Source organism: Reichenbachiella sp. (assembly GCF_965233835.1).
Lineage (GTDB): Bacteria > Bacteroidota > Bacteroidia > Cytophagales > Cyclobacteriaceae > Reichenbachiella.
Genome location: NZ_OZ247585.1, coordinates 4,806,253 through 4,822,564 on the forward strand (window position 1 = coordinate 4,806,253; position 16,312 = coordinate 4,822,564).

Annotated in this window: 17 protein-coding genes; 8 read left to right on the forward strand and 9 right to left on the reverse strand. The window is 40.1% G+C overall.

What is annotated here, in order from left to right; all coding sequences use genetic code 11:
* Positions 1 to 33: 33 nt before the first annotated feature.
* From ACO6S2_RS20420 to nadC, 3 genes are all read right to left on the reverse strand, one after another.
* Complete coding sequence (locus ACO6S2_RS20420) at positions 34 to 654, reverse strand: regulatory protein RecX (protein WP_422360413.1); 621 nt, start codon at positions 652 to 654, stop codon at positions 34 to 36.
* A 224-nt stretch (positions 655 to 878) separates the two neighbouring features.
* Positions 879 to 1,355 carry a YcxB family protein gene (locus tag ACO6S2_RS20425; protein WP_422360414.1) on the reverse strand — a complete coding sequence of 159 codons (477 nt, stop codon included), beginning with the start codon at positions 1,353 to 1,355 and terminating at the stop codon, positions 879 to 881.
* A 2-nt stretch (positions 1,356 to 1,357) separates the two neighbouring features.
* Positions 1,358 to 2,218: a carboxylating nicotinate-nucleotide diphosphorylase gene (nadC, locus tag ACO6S2_RS20430; protein WP_422360415.1), complete on the reverse strand. Its 861-nt coding sequence runs from the start codon at positions 2,216 to 2,218 to the stop codon at positions 1,358 to 1,360.
* Between the two features lie 135 nt (positions 2,219 to 2,353).
* Between nadC and ade the strand changes: the two genes are divergently transcribed.
* The 3 genes from ade to ACO6S2_RS20445 are packed head-to-tail and all read left to right on the forward strand — an operon-like array spanning position 2,354 to position 6,731.
* A complete protein-coding gene (ade, locus tag ACO6S2_RS20435) occupies positions 2,354 to 3,979 on the forward strand; it encodes an adenine deaminase (RefSeq protein ID WP_422360416.1) in 1,626 nt (541 codons plus the stop codon).
* A 15-nt stretch (positions 3,980 to 3,994) separates the two neighbouring features.
* A complete protein-coding gene (locus ACO6S2_RS20440) occupies positions 3,995 to 6,127 on the forward strand; it encodes a cation:dicarboxylate symporter family transporter (RefSeq protein ID WP_422360417.1) in 2,133 nt (710 codons plus the stop codon).
* A gap of 1 nt (position 6,128) precedes the next feature.
* A complete protein-coding gene (locus ACO6S2_RS20445) occupies positions 6,129 to 6,731 on the forward strand; it encodes a trimeric intracellular cation channel family protein (RefSeq protein WP_422360418.1) in 603 nt (200 codons plus the stop codon).
* Here ACO6S2_RS20445 and ACO6S2_RS20450 read toward each other — a convergent pair.
* A complete protein-coding gene (locus ACO6S2_RS20450) occupies positions 6,724 to 7,233 on the reverse strand; it encodes a hypothetical protein (protein WP_422360419.1) in 510 nt (169 codons plus the stop codon). The two genes, ACO6S2_RS20445 and ACO6S2_RS20450, sit on opposite strands and share 8 nt — an antisense overlap.
* 66 nt (positions 7,234 to 7,299) lie before the next feature.
* Here ACO6S2_RS20450 and ACO6S2_RS20455 point away from each other — a divergent pair, with 66 nt between their 5' ends.
* The 3 genes from ACO6S2_RS20455 to ACO6S2_RS20465 all read left to right on the forward strand — a co-directional run bounded on the left by ACO6S2_RS20455 (position 7,300) and on the right by ACO6S2_RS20465 (position 9,534).
* Positions 7,300 to 8,223 carry a helix-turn-helix transcriptional regulator gene (locus ACO6S2_RS20455; protein ID WP_422360420.1) on the forward strand — a complete coding sequence of 308 codons (924 nt, stop codon included), beginning with the start codon at positions 7,300 to 7,302 and terminating at the stop codon, positions 8,221 to 8,223.
* A 64-nt stretch (positions 8,224 to 8,287) separates the two neighbouring features.
* On the forward strand, positions 8,288 to 9,001 hold the full coding sequence (locus ACO6S2_RS20460) for a hypothetical protein (RefSeq protein ID WP_422360421.1): 714 nt from the start codon (positions 8,288 to 8,290) through the stop codon (positions 8,999 to 9,001).
* Between the two features lie 98 nt (positions 9,002 to 9,099).
* The gene (locus tag ACO6S2_RS20465; protein ID WP_422360422.1) at positions 9,100 to 9,534 is read left to right on the forward strand and encodes a DinB family protein; all 435 of its coding nucleotides are present in this window, start codon (positions 9,100 to 9,102) and stop codon (positions 9,532 to 9,534) included.
* On the opposite strand, the gene ACO6S2_RS20470 is transcribed toward ACO6S2_RS20465, so the two are convergent.
* Positions 9,531 to 10,289 (reverse strand): LytR/AlgR family response regulator transcription factor, encoded by a 759-nt coding sequence (locus ACO6S2_RS20470; RefSeq protein ID WP_422360423.1) that lies wholly within the window; start codon positions 10,287 to 10,289, stop codon positions 9,531 to 9,533. The two genes, ACO6S2_RS20465 and ACO6S2_RS20470, sit on opposite strands and share 4 nt — an antisense overlap.
* 148 nt (positions 10,290 to 10,437) lie before the next feature.
* On the opposite strand from ACO6S2_RS20470, the gene ACO6S2_RS20475 reads away from it, so the two are divergent.
* Positions 10,438 to 10,788 carry a MotA/TolQ/ExbB proton channel family protein gene (locus ACO6S2_RS20475; protein ID WP_422360424.1) on the forward strand — a complete coding sequence of 117 codons (351 nt, stop codon included), beginning with the start codon at positions 10,438 to 10,440 and terminating at the stop codon, positions 10,786 to 10,788.
* Between the two features lie 62 nt (positions 10,789 to 10,850).
* Positions 10,851 to 11,231: a group III truncated hemoglobin gene (locus tag ACO6S2_RS20480; protein WP_422360425.1), complete on the forward strand. Its 381-nt coding sequence runs from the start codon at positions 10,851 to 10,853 to the stop codon at positions 11,229 to 11,231.
* Here ACO6S2_RS20480 and ACO6S2_RS20485 read toward each other — a convergent pair.
* The 4 genes from ACO6S2_RS20485 to ACO6S2_RS20500 all read right to left on the reverse strand — a co-directional run bounded on the left by ACO6S2_RS20485 (position 11,209) and on the right by ACO6S2_RS20500 (position 16,310).
* The gene (locus tag ACO6S2_RS20485; RefSeq protein ID WP_422360426.1) at positions 11,209 to 12,477 is read right to left on the reverse strand and encodes a toxin-antitoxin system YwqK family antitoxin; all 1,269 of its coding nucleotides are present in this window, start codon (positions 12,475 to 12,477) and stop codon (positions 11,209 to 11,211) included. The two genes, ACO6S2_RS20480 and ACO6S2_RS20485, sit on opposite strands and share 23 nt — an antisense overlap.
* Before the next feature lie 69 nt (positions 12,478 to 12,546).
* Positions 12,547 to 13,557 (reverse strand): 3-oxoacyl-ACP synthase III family protein, encoded by a 1,011-nt coding sequence (locus tag ACO6S2_RS20490; protein ID WP_422360427.1) that lies wholly within the window; start codon positions 13,555 to 13,557, stop codon positions 12,547 to 12,549.
* 31 nt (positions 13,558 to 13,588) lie between these two features.
* Complete coding sequence (locus tag ACO6S2_RS20495) at positions 13,589 to 15,529, reverse strand: OmpA family protein (protein WP_422360428.1); 1,941 nt, start codon at positions 15,527 to 15,529, stop codon at positions 13,589 to 13,591.
* Positions 15,530 to 15,608: 79 nt separating this feature from the next.
* Positions 15,609 to 16,310 carry an SOS response-associated peptidase gene (locus ACO6S2_RS20500; RefSeq protein ID WP_422360429.1) on the reverse strand — a complete coding sequence of 234 codons (702 nt, stop codon included), beginning with the start codon at positions 16,308 to 16,310 and terminating at the stop codon, positions 15,609 to 15,611.
* Positions 16,311 to 16,312 lie beyond the last annotated feature (2 nt).

Here is a 16,312-nt window from a genome sequence, read left to right on the forward strand (position 1 = left end):
TTCTTGACTTAACTCCTTTTCGAATTCAAAAGTTCAAACCACCAACCGCTTGACTACTTCCCAAACCAAATCAGACTCAAATCCCTTATAGATCGCGTGAGTGGCCACCTTACTTCGTCGTTTGAAAAGGTCGGTTTCTTTCACGGTATTGGCTTTTTTCTGTACTAGCTCTTCAAGTGTCTGTATGTAATCTTCATCGTCTATTTCTTCCAGCCCCTTTTTGATGCAGTAAGGAGACAGTTTGTGAGGCGCTATCCCAATTAGTATTTTTTTACGTCCCCACTTCTTCACTCTAAACTTGCCTCCTATATAGGCTTTCGCAAAGCGCTCTTCATTGATGAAGTTGTCCATGATGAGATCCGTTAGGACATCTTCTACTTCGTCTGGATAAAGCCCCAAATCATACAATTTATTGCGCACCTCTTTCTGTGACCGTTCCTGGTAGGCGCAGAAGTTCGCGGCCTTGAGTTTGGCTTCTTTTGGGGTGTGGCGTTTTGGTTTTTTGGGTTCTTGCACAATGGTCTTTAAGCCAGACAGGCTCCTACTTTCTTTCTTAATAAAGAAAGTAGGCAAAGAAATCAAGGCTGAGAATAAATTCCTAAAATTCAGATTATTCTTATACTTAAATCCAAACTCACCCGAGTGGCTATGCATTCGGGATCAAACAGTGGATTTAATCCCAATTTTCTAAATCTGAATTTAATGACGGAATTAATTCAAGGCCAAATGCAAAGTAGCTTGCTAAATCTTATATAAACCAGCTTCAAAGTAGCGATCGGGTTCTCTTCAAAGGAATAATAAAGGTGCTAGACAAAAAAACACCTCTCCTAAATGGAAAGGTGTCTTCATAAAAACAGTTACTAGTCTTCTCTTTATACCTACTCCTTGATATACCCTTTTCTTTTGAGTATGGTCTCTACGAATTTGATCTCGTTGTTGGAGTTAAAAATTCTGTGAGGCAAGTGCACATGCTGAGCTTTGTTGATAGTCAAAAGGAAGTGATCCTTTCCAGCCACGGCTCTTTTTATATTTTCCCATTTCATAGGCATGCCTTGCTTGCTGTTTAGCTTGATCAAAATCTGCTGGCTATTGATTTCATAGCTTAGTTTTTCAAACATGAACTTGCCTTGCTCCAATTGTGAAATTCCAGCAAACTGAATCAACCAAAACAAGAGGTATAACGTCAATGCGATACTTGCGCCTGTGATCCACCAGTGATTAGGAATCCAAAAATACCCAGCACAAATAGCTAAGTAAATCAAAATCACCCACCATTGATCTTTTATCAAATTGCCAAATGCCAACTTCACATACGTCCCTGTGGTCATTTGATATTTTTTAGTTTTTACGTTCATTATTATTTAATTGCTTTCAAACTAATATCTAAACTGGCATAAGAGTGTGTCAGCGCTCCTATCGAAATATAGTCAACACCAGTCTCTGCCATTTCTTTTATATTCTTTTCTGTAATTCCTCCAGAGGCTTCCGTTTTGCATTTGCCTCCAATGAGCTGGATCGCTTCACGCATCGCAGAGGGCAGCATATTGTCCAACATGATCACATCAATTCCTCCAACCTCTATTGCGTCACGTACTTCATCGAGATTTCTGGTCTCCACCTCTATTTTTAGATCCTTGTCATTATCAACGAGGTATTTTTTAGTTCGCTCAACGGCAGCTTTGATTCCTCCTGCATAATCCACGTGATTGTCTTTGAGCATGATCATGTCATAAAGGCCAAAGCGATGATTTTCTCCGCCACCTATTTTCACTGCCCACTTTTCACAAATTCTGAAATTGGGGCCAGTTTTTCTGGTATCCAACAGCTGTGCATGAGTATGCTTGATCATATCGGCGAGCTCTCTCGTATACGTAGCTATACCGCTCATGCGCTGCATACAGTTGAGTACCAATCTTTCGGTAGAAAGAATCGATCTGGCTTTTCCTTTCACTATCAACCCCACTTCACCTTCAGATACCACATCGCCATCCTTCTTGAGCAAAGTCACCTCCAGCTCGGTGTCAAATCTTTTGAAGATCCACTCTGCCAGTTGCAATCCCGCAATCACTCCATCACTTTTGATTAGTAATCTTGCCTCTTGCTGCAAGTCTTCAGGTATCGCCGCAAGCGTACTATGATCCCCATCCCCGATATCCTCTTTGAGGGCGGAGTCAACAAATTTGAATATGGCCTTTTTGGTCAGATACTTAATTTTCATTATTGAAATTAGAGTTTTCGGCTGCTGCGAGGCGCAAAAATATACAACTGAGGTTTATTGATTCAATGGTTTAATGATTTATTATAGCAATGAATCAATTCTGATTAACTTCATTCTTAAATAACAGAAAGTAATATGAACCAAGTATCAGGTCAACTGATTGATATTCCTAACCGCAAAATATATCCGGCCGCTGTACACTTTGACAGGGGCATTATTCATAAAATTGAAAAAATAGATGACGCTCCAGACCAATACATACTACCGGGGTTTGTAGATGCCCATGTCCATGTGGAAAGCTCCATGTTGGTTCCCTCAGAGTTTGGAAGATTGGCGGTGGTCCATGGAACTGTTGGCACCATCTCCGACCCTCATGAAATAGGCAATGTGCTTGGTGTGGAAGGTGTAGAGTATATGATAGAAAATGGGAAGCAGGTCAATTTCAAATTCCATTTTGGTGCACCATCTTGCGTACCCGCCACCACTTTTGAAACCGCAGGTGCGGAAATCGATGTGGATGATGTAGAATATCTACTCAAAAAACCAGAAATCAACTACCTCGCAGAAATGATGAACTGGCCAGGTGTGCTATTCAACGACGAGACCGTATTCGCCAAAATCGCCAAGGCCAAAGCACTGGGCAAGCCAGTAGATGGCCATGCCCCCGGCGTGAAAGGTGAACAAGCCAAGACTTATGTTGCAGCTGGTATCAGCACAGACCATGAATGTTTTACGTTAGAAGAGGCGCAAGACAAACTCAACTGCGGAATGAAAATACTCATTCGAGAAGGTAGCGCCGCCAAAAACTTTGAGGCTTTGATTTCACTGCTGGATAAAAATTATGAGAGAATCATGTTTTGTTCTGATGACAAGCACCCGGATAATTTAGTTGAAGGGCATATCAACTTGTTGGTGAAAAGAGCTTTAGCCAAAGGCAATGATTTGTATAAAGTCCTGCATGCGGCTTGTATCAATCCAGTGGATCATTACAACATGAATATTGGTTTGCTAAAGGAAAACGATCCGGCTGATTTTATTGTCATCGACAATACTGAAGACTTCAATGTTCAACAAACCTGGATCAGTGGAGAATTGGTGGCACAAAATGGGACATCGAACATTGAAAAAGTCGAAAACAAAATCGTTAACAATTTTGATTGTAAACCGAAAACTGCGGATCAATTCAAAATAGAAATTAAAGGAAGCAAAGTACAAGTGATGGAAGCGCTAGATGGTCAATTGATCACTAATTTACTTTCTTATGACAGCACACTGATCGACAGTCCTAACCAGACTAATATTGATGAAGATATTTTAAAAGTGACAGTTGTCAATCGCTACAAAGAAGCGCCACCTGCAATCGGATACATCAAAAATATTGGGTTAAAACAAGGGGCCATTGCCTCATCTGTCGGACACGATTCTCACAATATCATTGCGGTAGGTGTAGACGATAAGTCGATAGCTAAAGCAGTGAACTTGATCATCGAAGCCAAAGGTGGAGTATCTGCTGTGGGTAAAAAAAATGAGCAATTGCTTGAACTTCCTGTAGCCGGTATTATGTCTGAAAAAGATGGCTATAAGGTGGCCGAGGCATATAGCAAAATAGATGCTTTCGCGAAATCGCTAGGCTCACCACTCAACTCACCCTTCATGACGCTTTCATTTATGGCCTTGCTTGTGATCCCAAAAGCCAAGATGAGCGATCTCGGATTTTTTGACGGGGAGACTTTTAAGTTTATCGATGTTTTTACTGACTAGAAGTATATTGCTGTCATGAATAAATCACTCTCGCGAAACATATTTATTGGTCTTTTTGCTGGCATTTTCATTGGACTATTTCTGGGCGAGTATGCAGAGCCCTTGGGGTTCATAGGAGATGCATTTATTGGTCTGATGCAAATGACTGTGATGCCCTATATCATGGTTTCTATCTTAAGCAATCTGGGCAAAATCAATTTGTCAAAACAAAAAAAACTAATCTATTCTGCGACCATTATTTTGGTGTGCTTCATGGGTGTGGGATTAGTTTTTTTGGTTGTTCTTCCTATGTTTTTTCCAACCTGGCAGTCCTCTTCGTTCTTTAGCTCTAGTTTGGTAATTCCTCCACAAGCCATAGATTTTATTGATATATATATTCCTTCCAACCTTTTTGGTGCTATGTCAAATAATGTGGTACCAGCAGTGGTTCTTTTTTCCATCATCGTTGGGATTGCACTCAATTCTATTCCAGACAACAAAAGGTTGATTCATGCCTTTGATGTAATCGCCGATGCGCTCAACAAAGCAAATAAATACATTGTAAAGTTAACCCCATACGGACTATTTGGCATCGCGGCACATACCACCGCCACCTTATCCTTGGATGAGCTTGGTCTAATCCAGGTGTACATGGTCATATATACCATGGCGGTGATACTTATTGGTCTGCTATTTCTGCCTATGATTGTTTCAGCAATCACGCCTTTCAAGTACAAGGACATTTTGGGTATTCCTAAAAGCTCATTGATTACTATTTTTGCCACTGGGAAGATTGTCATCCTACTACCACAACTCATTGAAAACATTAAGTCTCTTTTCGAGAAATACGGCCATAAAGATGAGGAAGTAGACTCTAGCGCAGAATTGGTCATGCCATTGGCTTATCCATTTCCTAACTTGGGCACTTTAGTTATTATGGTTTTCATTCCATTTGCTGCTTGGTTTGCCGGGCAGGAATTTAGCATGAATGACCAAGCTGTTTTTCTGGCCTCTGTGTTCATGAGCAGTTTTGTGGCGCCCATCGCAGGCATTCCATTTCTGTTAGATGTCTTGCATTTGCCTCATGATGTGTTTCAGTTATTCATAGTAAGTACCGCATATACTGATCGAATTAGAGTGGTTCTTGGGGCGATTCATTTGTTTACACTATCGGTCATTGCTATTGCTTACGCTAAAGGGTTAATAATTATAAGTTGGTCAAAAATTCTAAGAGCAATAGCACTTACTGGTATCGCTACAGTAGTAGCACTACTCCCATTTAAGTTGCTAATCGGAGACAGTTTTCAGGCATCATTCGACAAATACAATTCCTTCGTTCAGATGGAGCTTAAATCCAATAGAGCACCTGAAAGGCACAGTAAAAAATTGACACCTCGTATTCCTGAATCCATCTTAGAAATAGAAAAAAGTGGTATCATGAATATCGGTTATATGTCAGATGCCCTTCCTTATGTATTTAGAAATAATGATGGTGAATTCGTTGGGTATGATGTAGAGCTTATGCACATTCTGGCCAAAGAACTTAATGTGACCATTAATTGGATATATGTACCAAGAGACAGTATCGTGAGCTATGTAAACAGTGGTTACGTAGATTTATTCCTTTCAGGCATTCCTGTGCTAGGTGATGTGATGGAGCATGTAGAGTACACCCAGCCCTATGCAGAAATTAATCTTGCCTTGCTGGTCAAAGATCATGATAGGAACAGATTCAAAACCAAAGCGGATATTTTAGCCGAACCTGATGCAGTCTTTGCTACCAATCAATCTTCGTACCTAAGGGTGAGAATACAAGAAGAACTGCCTACTGTAAAGTTTAACAACATCTCGAGTGCCAGACAATTCCTAACTGATCAGACGAAAGCAGATGCGATGTTTTTTAGTGCAGAAGCAGGGTCGGCATGGACACTCGTTTACCCAGAGTACAGCGTCGTCCGCCCCAAAGATTTGCACATTAGATTGCCTGTAGCCATGATGTTGGCTCGTAACAACACCAATCTTGAACGTTATTTGAATAATTGGATTGAGTTGAAATCGTATGATGGTACACTTCAAAGACTTTATTCTAATTGGATATTGGGAGAAGGAACAAAAGTAAAAGAGAAAAAATGGTCGATTATTCGAAATGTTTTACACTGGGTAGATTAATATGGATCTGATATACACACTCAACATCATCGGTACTTTTGTGTTCGCCATATCGGGAGCCATCACTGCCTCTGAGAAAAAAATGGATGCTTTCGGATCTGCCGTAATCGCCCTGATTACCGCGCTTGGTGGTGGTACGCTACGTGATATTCTGATTGGCAGCCAACCCGTTGGTTGGATGATGGATACGAACTATTTGTACACCGTTTTAGCTGCCTTAGCTTTTAGCTACTTTTTCAAAAAGTGGATTGTAAAATTGACAAGAACTATGTTTTTGTTTGATACCATTGGAATCGGTCTTTTTGCTGTTTTAGGTATGCAAAAAACACTTACTTATGGCCTGTCTCCTGCCATAGCCATTATGATGGGCGCCGTATCTGCAGTTTTTGGTGGTGTACTCAGAGATGTGCTTTCCAACAGGGTACCTCTTATATTCAGAAAGGAAATTTATGCGACAGCATGTTTAGCCGGAGCAACCCTTTACTATGCGCTCACCTTTACCTCACTTCCAGACAGCTGGTCTATATGGATTGCGGTGGTTGTCGTTATGGGTATTAGGATTCTCGCGGTAAAAAGAGGTTGGGGGTTACCAGGAATCAAGTAACTATATACCAGGTATAGCCCAATCTCAAGGCCAAAATAAAGTACACCAGCCCAATCCATCGAGTATAAGCGGCCACTAGTAAGATCGCTATAAATAAACCACGAACTGCCGTTTTTATATCTGGCCCTAGCTCTATAACAAAATGTGAGGCTATAAATACGGAAAGTAGGATCATAAGCAACTTAAACCGTTTCTGAAAATAAACACGAACATCCAGATTCTCTTTGCTTTCAGGTGTATAAACATGTGCCGCCATTAAAAAAACCATAGGAGAGAGCAGGTAAGAAAGAAAAATATAATAGGACTGAAAGGTATTTTCAAGATGTGTGAAAAATTGGTAGAAGTTATAAAATGCAACCTCCAGCATCAAAATGCCCGTCAATATAAAAGGTAAATACGGTTTTTTATCTTCAAAAAAAATCCTCCATGGTGATACCAATTCAGCTATGGCTATACCATAGATCAATAAGGGAAGAATAGCAAAATACTCTTGTGGTTGCATAACTTTTAATTCAATTCACGATCTTTTTGGAAATTTAACGTAAAACATGAAAATATCTTAGCACAAATGCTACTCACCGAATTCCCAGATATTCATTGGCTCAAAAAAGCTATTCAGCAAAATTTCTCCGAGAAGCGGTCCTGGGACAATAAACCTTTACCTAACCTAGGCTGGCCAACAGCCATACTCAATGTGAAAACTAGCCAGGCTGAACGAACTGATATCAAGGGGCCATTTTCGTTATTTCTAAATCTTTCGGGTACCAGCGAAGTAACCTGCGATCATAAATCCATCCGGCTCAATACGGACACCTATTTACTCAGCAATCATGGGCAGCACTATGATCTGCTTATTAATGAACAACAAACAACCGAGACCTTCAATATTCATTTTGGTGAAAAACTCTATCAAGATACTATTCACGCGCTCACAAACTCAAACGAACAGCTACTAGATGAACCCTCCCCTTATGTCATCGAATTCAATCAAAGCATCAGAACTCATTTCAGAGGAACTCAATTCAATACCCTGATAGAGAAAGTGCAAGCCTCCTATCAAAATGAAGAAAAGGAAAGTAGCCTTTTTGATCTACTGAGTTACATTTTAAAAGAAAACAATAAACACCTTCGTGAGGCGGACAACCTTTCAAGTGTAAGGTTATCAACCAAGGCTGAATTGCTCAAACGGATCTACTTGTCCGTAGATTTTATTCATGCCTACTACTGCAAACCAATCACACTTGAGCAATTGGCAGAAGTAGCCATGCTTTCCAAATTTCACTTTTTGCGTGTCTTCAAATCTATTTTTAGAATTTCTCCTCATCAATACATCAAACAAATTCGACTACAAAAAGCGATTGCCTTAATCAAAAAAGACCAATTGCCACTCTATCTTGTGGCACAGCAGGTCGGTATCGAAAATGGCAGTTCTTTGAGTAGAATGATGTATCAGCTTACAGGTCAGCGACCTTCTACATTTACAGAGAATTAGCAATTTTGGTCATCACGAATTGAGCGCAGAGCTTTTAGTTTTGACTATCAAAAAACAAAAAATTATGAATTATTATCTCATCGCTCAAATATCATTTGTCGTTCTCACAGCATTCTGCCTCCTCATTATTTATCAAGGTTTGAAACTTGGACTCAAAAATTTTGAAGATGCCCAACGCAAGCGAATACTCAACCTGTACTGGCTAATTCTTACCCTTTGGGTCGGGCTGGCTTCAGTTGCCTCTCTGTCAGGCTTTACCTCAGATTTTGACAGTCTACCTCCCAGGCCAGCTTTGTTCATAGTAATTCCAGCCATTGCCCTTGTTTTCATTTTGAGGTCGAAGCAGACATCACGCATATTGAAATCTATTCCTCCACAATATTTGATCAACATACAAATGTTTAGAGTACCTGTAGAGATACTTTTATGGCTGTTGCTACTTGCTGGTGTCACTCCTATTCAGATGACTTTTGAAGGGCGAAACTTTGATATCCTCGTTGGACTTACTGCACCCCTAGCTGCCTATCTAGCATTCGGTAAAGGAAAAATGAATAAAAAAATCGCTATTATCTGGAATGTATTTGGCCTCGTGCTACTTGCAAATATTTTGATTATTGCCATACTCTCTATGCCCACGCCCTTACGTGTGTTTATGAACGAGCCGGCTAATACTGAAGTCGGAAAATTTCCGGTCATCCTTTTGCCAGCCATACTGGTTCCAATTGCTTACTACTTTCATGCATTTTCTCTCAAGCAGCTACTGATGAAGACAAAATAGACTTGAGGTAAATTGTTAGGTAGTATTCAATCCTTTCATGTATCAAATGTTTGTTTTCTGATGTATTAGATCATCTTTGGAAAACAAACCATTCTACTATGACCGAAGTATTAGCCAAACAACTCTCTCAAATTATCGAGCATACGCTACAACAATTTGAATCTATATCAGAGGAAGCTTGGAATACCAAACCTGCTCCAGAAAAATGGAGCAAGAAAGAAGTACTTGGACATCTGGCTGATTCTGCCATGAATAATATTCATCGTTTCATTCGAATCAAACAAGGTGATGAAACCAACATTTGGTACGATCAAAATTTCTGGGTGAAGGCCAGTGATTATGAAAGCCAAAATTTAGCTACTGTCAAAACCTTATGGGAATCATTGAACCTTCAAATTGCTCGTGTTTGGGCAAATATCGATGAGGCGGATTTGCAGAAAACCATTCCTGTAAAGGATGAGACACCTACATTGAAGTTTCTAATGGAAGACTATATTGACCATCTCAATCATCACCTGAAACAGATTCTTTAAGGTTTTTTCAATAGCTCTTTTACTTTCTGCTTATAAGTTCTACTGATCGGCAATTTCTCCTTGGCTATTTGGATATGCTCAGCACCAAAGGTTGTAATCTTATTTCTATTAACCAGAAATGACCGGTGAATTCTAATAAACTCTTCAGGCAATGCTGCTTCAACCTTACTGATTTTTGCCTTAGTGATGATCGTTGTGTCCTCACTATTGACATGAATCTTAACATAATCGGAAAGACTCTCTACGTACAATATTTGGTCATAAGGGACTTTTCGATTTTTTCTGTCCGCACGAACTAGTAAATAACCCTGTTCAGCTTTCTTCTGTTCATTTTCCAACCTCTCAATTTTAGAACTTGAGGTTTGATATTTTTTAAATAATAAAAAGAACCCTTGAGCGAAAACAATGGCATATAAAGTCACACTCAGGTTGGACACGTCCAGGATAGATGGATGCATGGCCGCTACCTGATAGTTGGCTAAATAGATAAAGGCCAGAAAAATCATAATGATCTCTAGGTGAGCAGAGACGATTAGAAGGTAAATGAAATAAAGTGTGAATTTCCCTTTCCTACCATTCATTAGATAATTAGGAACTAAATAGAAATTGAAAAAATAGGCAGTCCCAATTACCACGGGAAAGAGAATAGTTACAAAATATATGGAGTACAAATAGCTCTCGAACGAATTTCCATAGAGGAGAATAAGAGCTAAATATACCACCAACCAAAACACGCTATGACTCTTTATTGTCATTGATTTTTTCTTTCAATATTCGCTAAATATCTTCACAGTTGCAGCATTTGTCGACGACTGACAGGTCTAGCGATGTATTCTACCTAGGTGCGAATGAAGCCTCCCCCTAGCTTTGGAACAAATATTTTTAAACTTAAAAAGAAATATCATGATTGATTTATTATTTGAAGGAGGCATTCTATTTATGAGTATTCTTACCATCACGCTGTCAGTGAGTTTAGGCCTATCCATTTTCCATTTGATCAAAAAAACTCAAGAAGAAAGTCAATTGGCTTTGATTAAGTCTATCGGACTCTTTGCGCTGGTTTTTGGCATCCTGGGACAATTCATTGGATTGTATGGTGCGCTGCAGCATATCAGTCAGGTAGAATCAGTTTCATCTGCAATGTTAGCAGGAGGTATTCGGGTTTCTTCTATCACAAGCATATATGGTATGATCATTTTTGTGGTGAGTTATCTGATGTGGTTTATTTTAAAGTTGATCTCTTCCAATAATTAGGTGATATAGATCAGCATTCTTTAGTCAGATTGTCCAAAGTTCATCAGTACCTTTGGACAATCATGACAGACATCCAAAGCAGGGCAGACATTGACCAACTCATCCATACTTTTTATGAGAAAATTATGGTGGATAAGGAGATAGGCTATTTTTTCACCGAAGTTGTAAAGTTGGACTTGAATCATCACCTTCCAAAAATTGCAGACTTCTGGGAAACCACTTTGTTTCACCAAGCCAAGTATAAGGGCAACCCTATCACTCCGCATGTTGCTATGCACGAAAAGTCACCGATGACTCAAGCACATTTTGATCGCTGGGTCAAAGTATTTTGTGATACGATTGATGATTTGTTTTCCGGAGCCAAAGCAGAGATGGCTAAGCAGCGCGCGCATTCTATTGCCACAGTGATGCTGATAAAAATTAAAACCGTCTCGAACTCTTGAGTTTACCCTTTCGGTTAAAATATTTCCAAGTTCCAGTTGGCTCCCCTTGTTGGTATTTTTCTTCAGAAGATATTTTTCCATTATCATGATAGGAAATCCATGTGCCATGCGGCAGTCCATTGAGATAATTTTCCTTCACTTGCAACTCTCCATCTAAATAGTAGACATTGCGCGTGCCGTTTCCATTGGACAGTGTTCCTTTAGGTAAGACCTCTCCCTGCTCGGAAAAATACTCACTCACATCGAACAACAACCCGTGCTTCCAGTTTTCGTCCTGGATCAATTGCTCGTTTTCATAAAAATGTCCCCAAAGCCCATTCTTTAAGTCAGCTTGATAGGCCCCAATAGACTTTAACTTTCCAGACTCATAGTAATCTATCCATTGGGCATCCTTCAAGTTATTTTTGTATTTGCCCTCTGACAATAGGGCTCCAGATTCATGAAAGTATTTCCAAAGACCTTGTTTGTGGCCAGCCTGATATTCACCAATCGAAAACATGACACCTTGAGGAGTCATACTCACCCAAGTTCCAGACTTCAAACCTGACTTATATTGCCCTTCAGCACTCAGCGAACCATCCTTAAAATATTCTCTATACTTCCCGTCTAGGACTCCATTAGCATAATTGGCTTCTCGCGTTTTGTTTCGGTTGTAGTGATACTCCTCCACCTTGCCGTTGAGCAGTCCAGATTGATAGCCCTCCGTTCGTTTGATTCTTCCATTGGGATAATAGTAAGTCCAGGTTCCGACGGGTATTCCATTTTTGTAGAATTTCTCAAAATTCTTTTTGCCTAATGGAGAACGCTCTATCCAAATACTGTCCTTTTTGCCTTCCTTATAATAACCTGAAAGTGCCACCAGCGCATTATCATAGTATTCAAAATACGCTCCATGCAACACATCGTTTGCAAAAATTGCTGATGAAATCAGGTTCCCATAGTTGTCGAAGGTATTGTAAGGACCTTCCTTTTTTCCGTCCCTGAGCAGAATAGCTTCTGATACCGTTTGATTGAAGTACTTCAACCAAACACTATCGGGTACCCCTTGCGAATAGTATCCCGTCACGATCATTCCATCCCATCTTCGGTCAAACTTCCATTGCCCCTCACGCTTACCGGATACCCGCTCTCCGCTTGCGCGAAATGTGGTATCAGCAGGCACTTCTTTATAAAAATTCTGTGCCTTGGAAAAAAAAGGAATAAGTGCAAATACCAAAAAAAGAAATGTACATTTTTTCAAATGCATAGAAAGATCAGTCGTTTGGCACAAAGCAAACAATTAACGTGCTAGGTTCTTCAAAATTCGAAATAATTTTTACCAACGGATCAAGGCCGATGCCCAGGTAAACCCACTACCAAAGGCTGCTAAACATACCAAGTTTCCATCTTTCACTTTTCCTTCTTCCAGCGCTTCGCTCAATGCTAGCGGAATCGAGGCTGCCGTAGTGTTGCCATACTTTTGGATATTGTTGAAAACACGATCATCCGTCAGCTTCATTTGTTTCTGAATAAATTGGCTGATACGCAAATTGGCCTGATGGGGAATCAGCATATCAATGTCGTCCGCTTGGTATCCATTTTGGGCCAATGCCTCGTGAATGACTTGCTGAAAGCGGACTACCGCATGCTTGAAAACAAAATTGCCATTCATGTACGGATAGTATCTGATGTCTTCGGGATCATTTCTTTCGATATAGTTGGGCACCCAATCAGTAGTAGCCGGCCCTATAAGTGCCAACTCTTCAGCATGCTGACCTTCTGAGTGAAGATGTGTCGATAGGACTCCTTTGCCCTCTTCGTCAGTGGCCTGTAAAATGGCTGCTCCGGCCCCATCACCAAAAATCACAGAAACACCTCTCCCTCGAGTGGTGAAATCAAGGCCTCCACTATGTACTTCACTCCCTACGACTAGCACTGTTTTGTACATACCCGTCTTGATGAACTGATCTGCCACAGAAATACCATAGACAAACCCAGAGCACTGATTTCGAATATCCAACGCCCCAATTTCTTTTTTGAACCCAAGCTGCTGCTGGAGCATCACGCCTGGACCAGGAAAGTAGTAGTCAGGACTCAGTGTAGCGAAAACAATAAAATCAATATCATCGACTGCAATACCGGCTTTCTCTATGGCCATTCTTGAAGCTTTGGTTGCCATAGTAGAAGTCGTATCCTCGCCTCCAGGTTTTACATGTCTTCTTTCTTTGATACCTGTTCGCTCTTGTATCCAGGCATCATTGGTGTCCATGAGTGGTTCTAACTGTTGGTTGGTGACTACATTGTCAGGAACATAGTGTCCCATTCCGATAATCTTCGCACTTTTCATATTTATCATTTTTGGCTGTTCGAATATAAGGCTACTCTAATACTAACACCTCAATTCTTCTATTTAATTCACGTCCCTCCTTTTCCTGATCATTAGATGCCAGAGGAATGGCATATCCGTAGCCTTTGGCAACCGCACGATCCTCCGCTACGCCATGATCTATAAGATATTGGGCCACAGCCCTTGCTCTCAGGACTGAAATCTTAAGGTTGGTTCTTCCATCTCCAATATTATCAGTATGCCCGGCAATTTCTACATTTAATTCAGGATTTTCTTTCATTACGTTCAGAAGAGGTTCAAGCTTTTGTGTTTCTGATGTCGCCAGTTCTACTTCACCAAATCCAAAATATATATTGGAAAGAAGGGCCTTATTAGTAGGTCTAAACTTGCTGCCGATATTTTCCACATCGGTATAAGCAGGATCATGATAATCGCTGGTCACAGCAATTTGCTTTTTTTCTTGATCAATAGAGAAGTTTTTCTTCAAAGTACCCACTGCAGCGGAAGGAGTTTGTATCGACTCCTGATACACCAACTCATCATGAAAAAAAATCTCAATTTTTAATTGATCCTCACTACCCACATTAACCTCATACTTACCATCCTGATCTGTCATCGTCTTCAATTCCAATCCGGTATTTCTTTTAGGGTAAAAATGAATTTCGGCTCCTTCTGCAGGCATTCCTTTGCTATCTATAATAGTACCTGTGAGTAAAATTTTATTGGACTCATGGAAAAAGAAGATATCATACCCTCCCATGGCACTCAGTCTGTCAGAAACAAAATAACCTGAATTGGTTGTGGCATTGATCTTAAACTGAATGTCGTGACCAATAGAATTGGTTGGATAACCTAAAGAGACCGGTCTCGACCAGCTATTTTCTGTGGCATCGAATTCCGACTTGAATACATCATAGCCTCCAATAGAGCCAAAACCTTTGGAACTGAAATAAAGTGTATTCCCATCAGCAGATAGGTAGGGATAATCTTCGTCCAGATCTGAAGTAAGAATCTCGGACAGCAATTCAGGTTTTGTCCAATGATTATTTTCAGGATCCAATCTGGATATAAATATGTCCAAATCAGCTGTCTTTCCTTTTTTCCTATGAGCAAATAAAATAGTGTTTTCATCCTCATTGATAAAAAAATGTGACTCCAATTTTGAATCTGACACATGACGACTCAGCGTTTCCGGCTTCGTCCAATTCCCTTCATCATTGAAACTTGAATAAAGGCTCCCTTTCTTGTCTCCTCTATACAAGTAGATTTTACTCGATTCATTCACCACTTCTATATTGGCATTTTTTTCTTCAAATGATCCAAATTGTTTCAATAGGGTGGGTTCGCTCCAGACACCATCTGACCGTATACTATGATAGGTTTGAAACGGCTCTTGTTTTCCATCCCCTCGTCTATCTGAAAGGAAGAGCAATTCGTTTGAATGACTAAAATAAACAGGGCTAAACTCGATTGATTCCGAGTTAATAGGTTCGGGCAGTTGATCTATTTCATAATTTTCTGATAGGCTGTGATGGATTTCAGCCCGCTCAGCCCAATCTATGAAAAACTTAGTTTCCTCTATTATGGTTGAGCTTTTGTATTTGTCCAACGACAAAAATTTATTCCAACTATCTGCTGCTTTCTTAAATTGGTTTTGATGAAAGTAGGCACGGCCCAGCCAGTAATAATAAAATTTATCACGCTTACCTTGAGTGCTTTTATACTTTAACAACTCACTCATAGATGAGTTTCTTGGGTCAAGCAGGGCATTGCAGATCACCAATCTATAGGCGGCGGTTCTATTGTCAGAGTCTATTTTTAGCACTTGTTCATATTCCTGTGCAGCAGCAAGGAGTTCTTCTGCATAAAAGTGCTTTTGTGCCTTTTTTTCAAGCTTTTCTACATCTTGACTATAGCACCAGTAAGAAAGTGACAACAGAATAACAAGTATTGTACATTTTCTGAAATACATACATCATATCGTCTAAATCTCAATATGCTTGTAATTAAGATACGAATTTTTGAAAAGAATAGAAACTACTGGCTAGCAGTTAATCAAACAACGTATAGTTTCCCAACTGGTCCACAGACGATTCTGGCTTGATCAGATGATCTCCATTGTTCGATACATTCGTGATCAAAGGAGATACAGAATGGTAACTGATTTGACCTAGGCTTTCGGTATTGTTGAGTATTTCCATCACCTCTTCCAACGTAGAATAACTATCTAGCCATTTTTTCTCCAGGTCTTTAGGAATAACTCCGGGCATGGTCATTCCAAACTCTGGAATATTGATATAATTTGGGATCTCAATGATCTTGAACGTGTAATGCACATTTCCATCCATATCCTCATTTTCCTCCCAAATTGCCGGAAGGCTAAACATTGTTTCCGATGGGTTATAAAAGTAATGCGGGGTTTTTCTCTTCTTACTGTATTGTTTCCAAAGGTAGAATCCATTAGCCGGCACCAGACATCGATGTTTTTCTAAAGCATTCCTCAAGGTAGTTTTTGACATCAGCTGATCTCGCTCACAGGTCAAAAGTTTAGGTGAAATACTCTTGTTGTTAGACCATTCTTTATTGGTGCCCCAATAAACAAAAGAAATTTGTCCTTTGGCTGCATCTGTCACTACGGGGAGTTGCTGCGCAGGAGCCGCATTGTAGTTGGGCACGGTAAACTCTTCGCCCTTTAATCCAAATCTGGCATTAATGGCTTTAAAATCTGAGTAAATCGCGTACCTGTCTAACATAA

What these genes read in the sequence shown, in the direction of transcription:
- ACO6S2_RS20485 (WP_422360426.1), bottom strand. Translation starts at nt 12,477, where the DNA reads ATGCATTTGAAAAAATGTACATTTCTTTTTTTGGTATTTGCACTTATT.
- ACO6S2_RS20475 (WP_422360424.1), top strand. Translation starts at nt 10,438, where the DNA reads ATGATTGATTTATTATTTGAAGGAGGCATTCTATTTATGAGTATTCTT.
- ACO6S2_RS20465 (WP_422360422.1), top strand. Translation starts at nt 9,100, where the DNA reads ATGACCGAAGTATTAGCCAAACAACTCTCTCAAATTATCGAGCATACG.
- nadC (WP_422360415.1), bottom strand. Translation starts at nt 2,218, where the DNA reads ATGAAAATTAAGTATCTGACCAAAAAGGCCATATTCAAATTTGTTGAC.
- ACO6S2_RS20490 (WP_422360427.1), bottom strand. Translation starts at nt 13,557, where the DNA reads ATGAAAAGTGCGAAGATTATCGGAATGGGACACTATGTTCCTGACAAT.
- ade (WP_422360416.1), top strand. Translation starts at nt 2,354, where the DNA reads ATGAACCAAGTATCAGGTCAACTGATTGATATTCCTAACCGCAAAATA.
- ACO6S2_RS20445 (WP_422360418.1), top strand. Translation starts at nt 6,129, where the DNA reads ATGGATCTGATATACACACTCAACATCATCGGTACTTTTGTGTTCGCC.
- ACO6S2_RS20425 (WP_422360414.1), bottom strand. Translation starts at nt 1,355, where the DNA reads ATGAACGTAAAAACTAAAAAATATCAAATGACCACAGGGACGTATGTG.
- ACO6S2_RS20420 (WP_422360413.1), bottom strand. Translation starts at nt 654, where the DNA reads ATGCATAGCCACTCGGGTGAGTTTGGATTTAAGTATAAGAATAATCTG.
- ACO6S2_RS20460 (WP_422360421.1), top strand. Translation starts at nt 8,288, where the DNA reads ATGAATTATTATCTCATCGCTCAAATATCATTTGTCGTTCTCACAGCA.
- ACO6S2_RS20500 (WP_422360429.1), bottom strand. Translation starts at nt 16,310, where the DNA reads ATGTTAGACAGGTACGCGATTTACTCAGATTTTAAAGCCATTAATGCC.
- ACO6S2_RS20480 (WP_422360425.1), top strand. Translation starts at nt 10,851, where the DNA reads ATGACAGACATCCAAAGCAGGGCAGACATTGACCAACTCATCCATACT.
- ACO6S2_RS20450 (WP_422360419.1), bottom strand. Translation starts at nt 7,233, where the DNA reads ATGCAACCACAAGAGTATTTTGCTATTCTTCCCTTATTGATCTATGGT.
- ACO6S2_RS20495 (WP_422360428.1), bottom strand. Translation starts at nt 15,529, where the DNA reads ATGTATTTCAGAAAATGTACAATACTTGTTATTCTGTTGTCACTTTCT.
- ACO6S2_RS20470 (WP_422360423.1), bottom strand. Translation starts at nt 10,289, where the DNA reads ATGACAATAAAGAGTCATAGCGTGTTTTGGTTGGTGGTATATTTAGCT.
- ACO6S2_RS20440 (WP_422360417.1), top strand. Translation starts at nt 3,995, where the DNA reads ATGAATAAATCACTCTCGCGAAACATATTTATTGGTCTTTTTGCTGGC.
- ACO6S2_RS20455 (WP_422360420.1), top strand. Translation starts at nt 7,300, where the DNA reads ATGCTACTCACCGAATTCCCAGATATTCATTGGCTCAAAAAAGCTATT.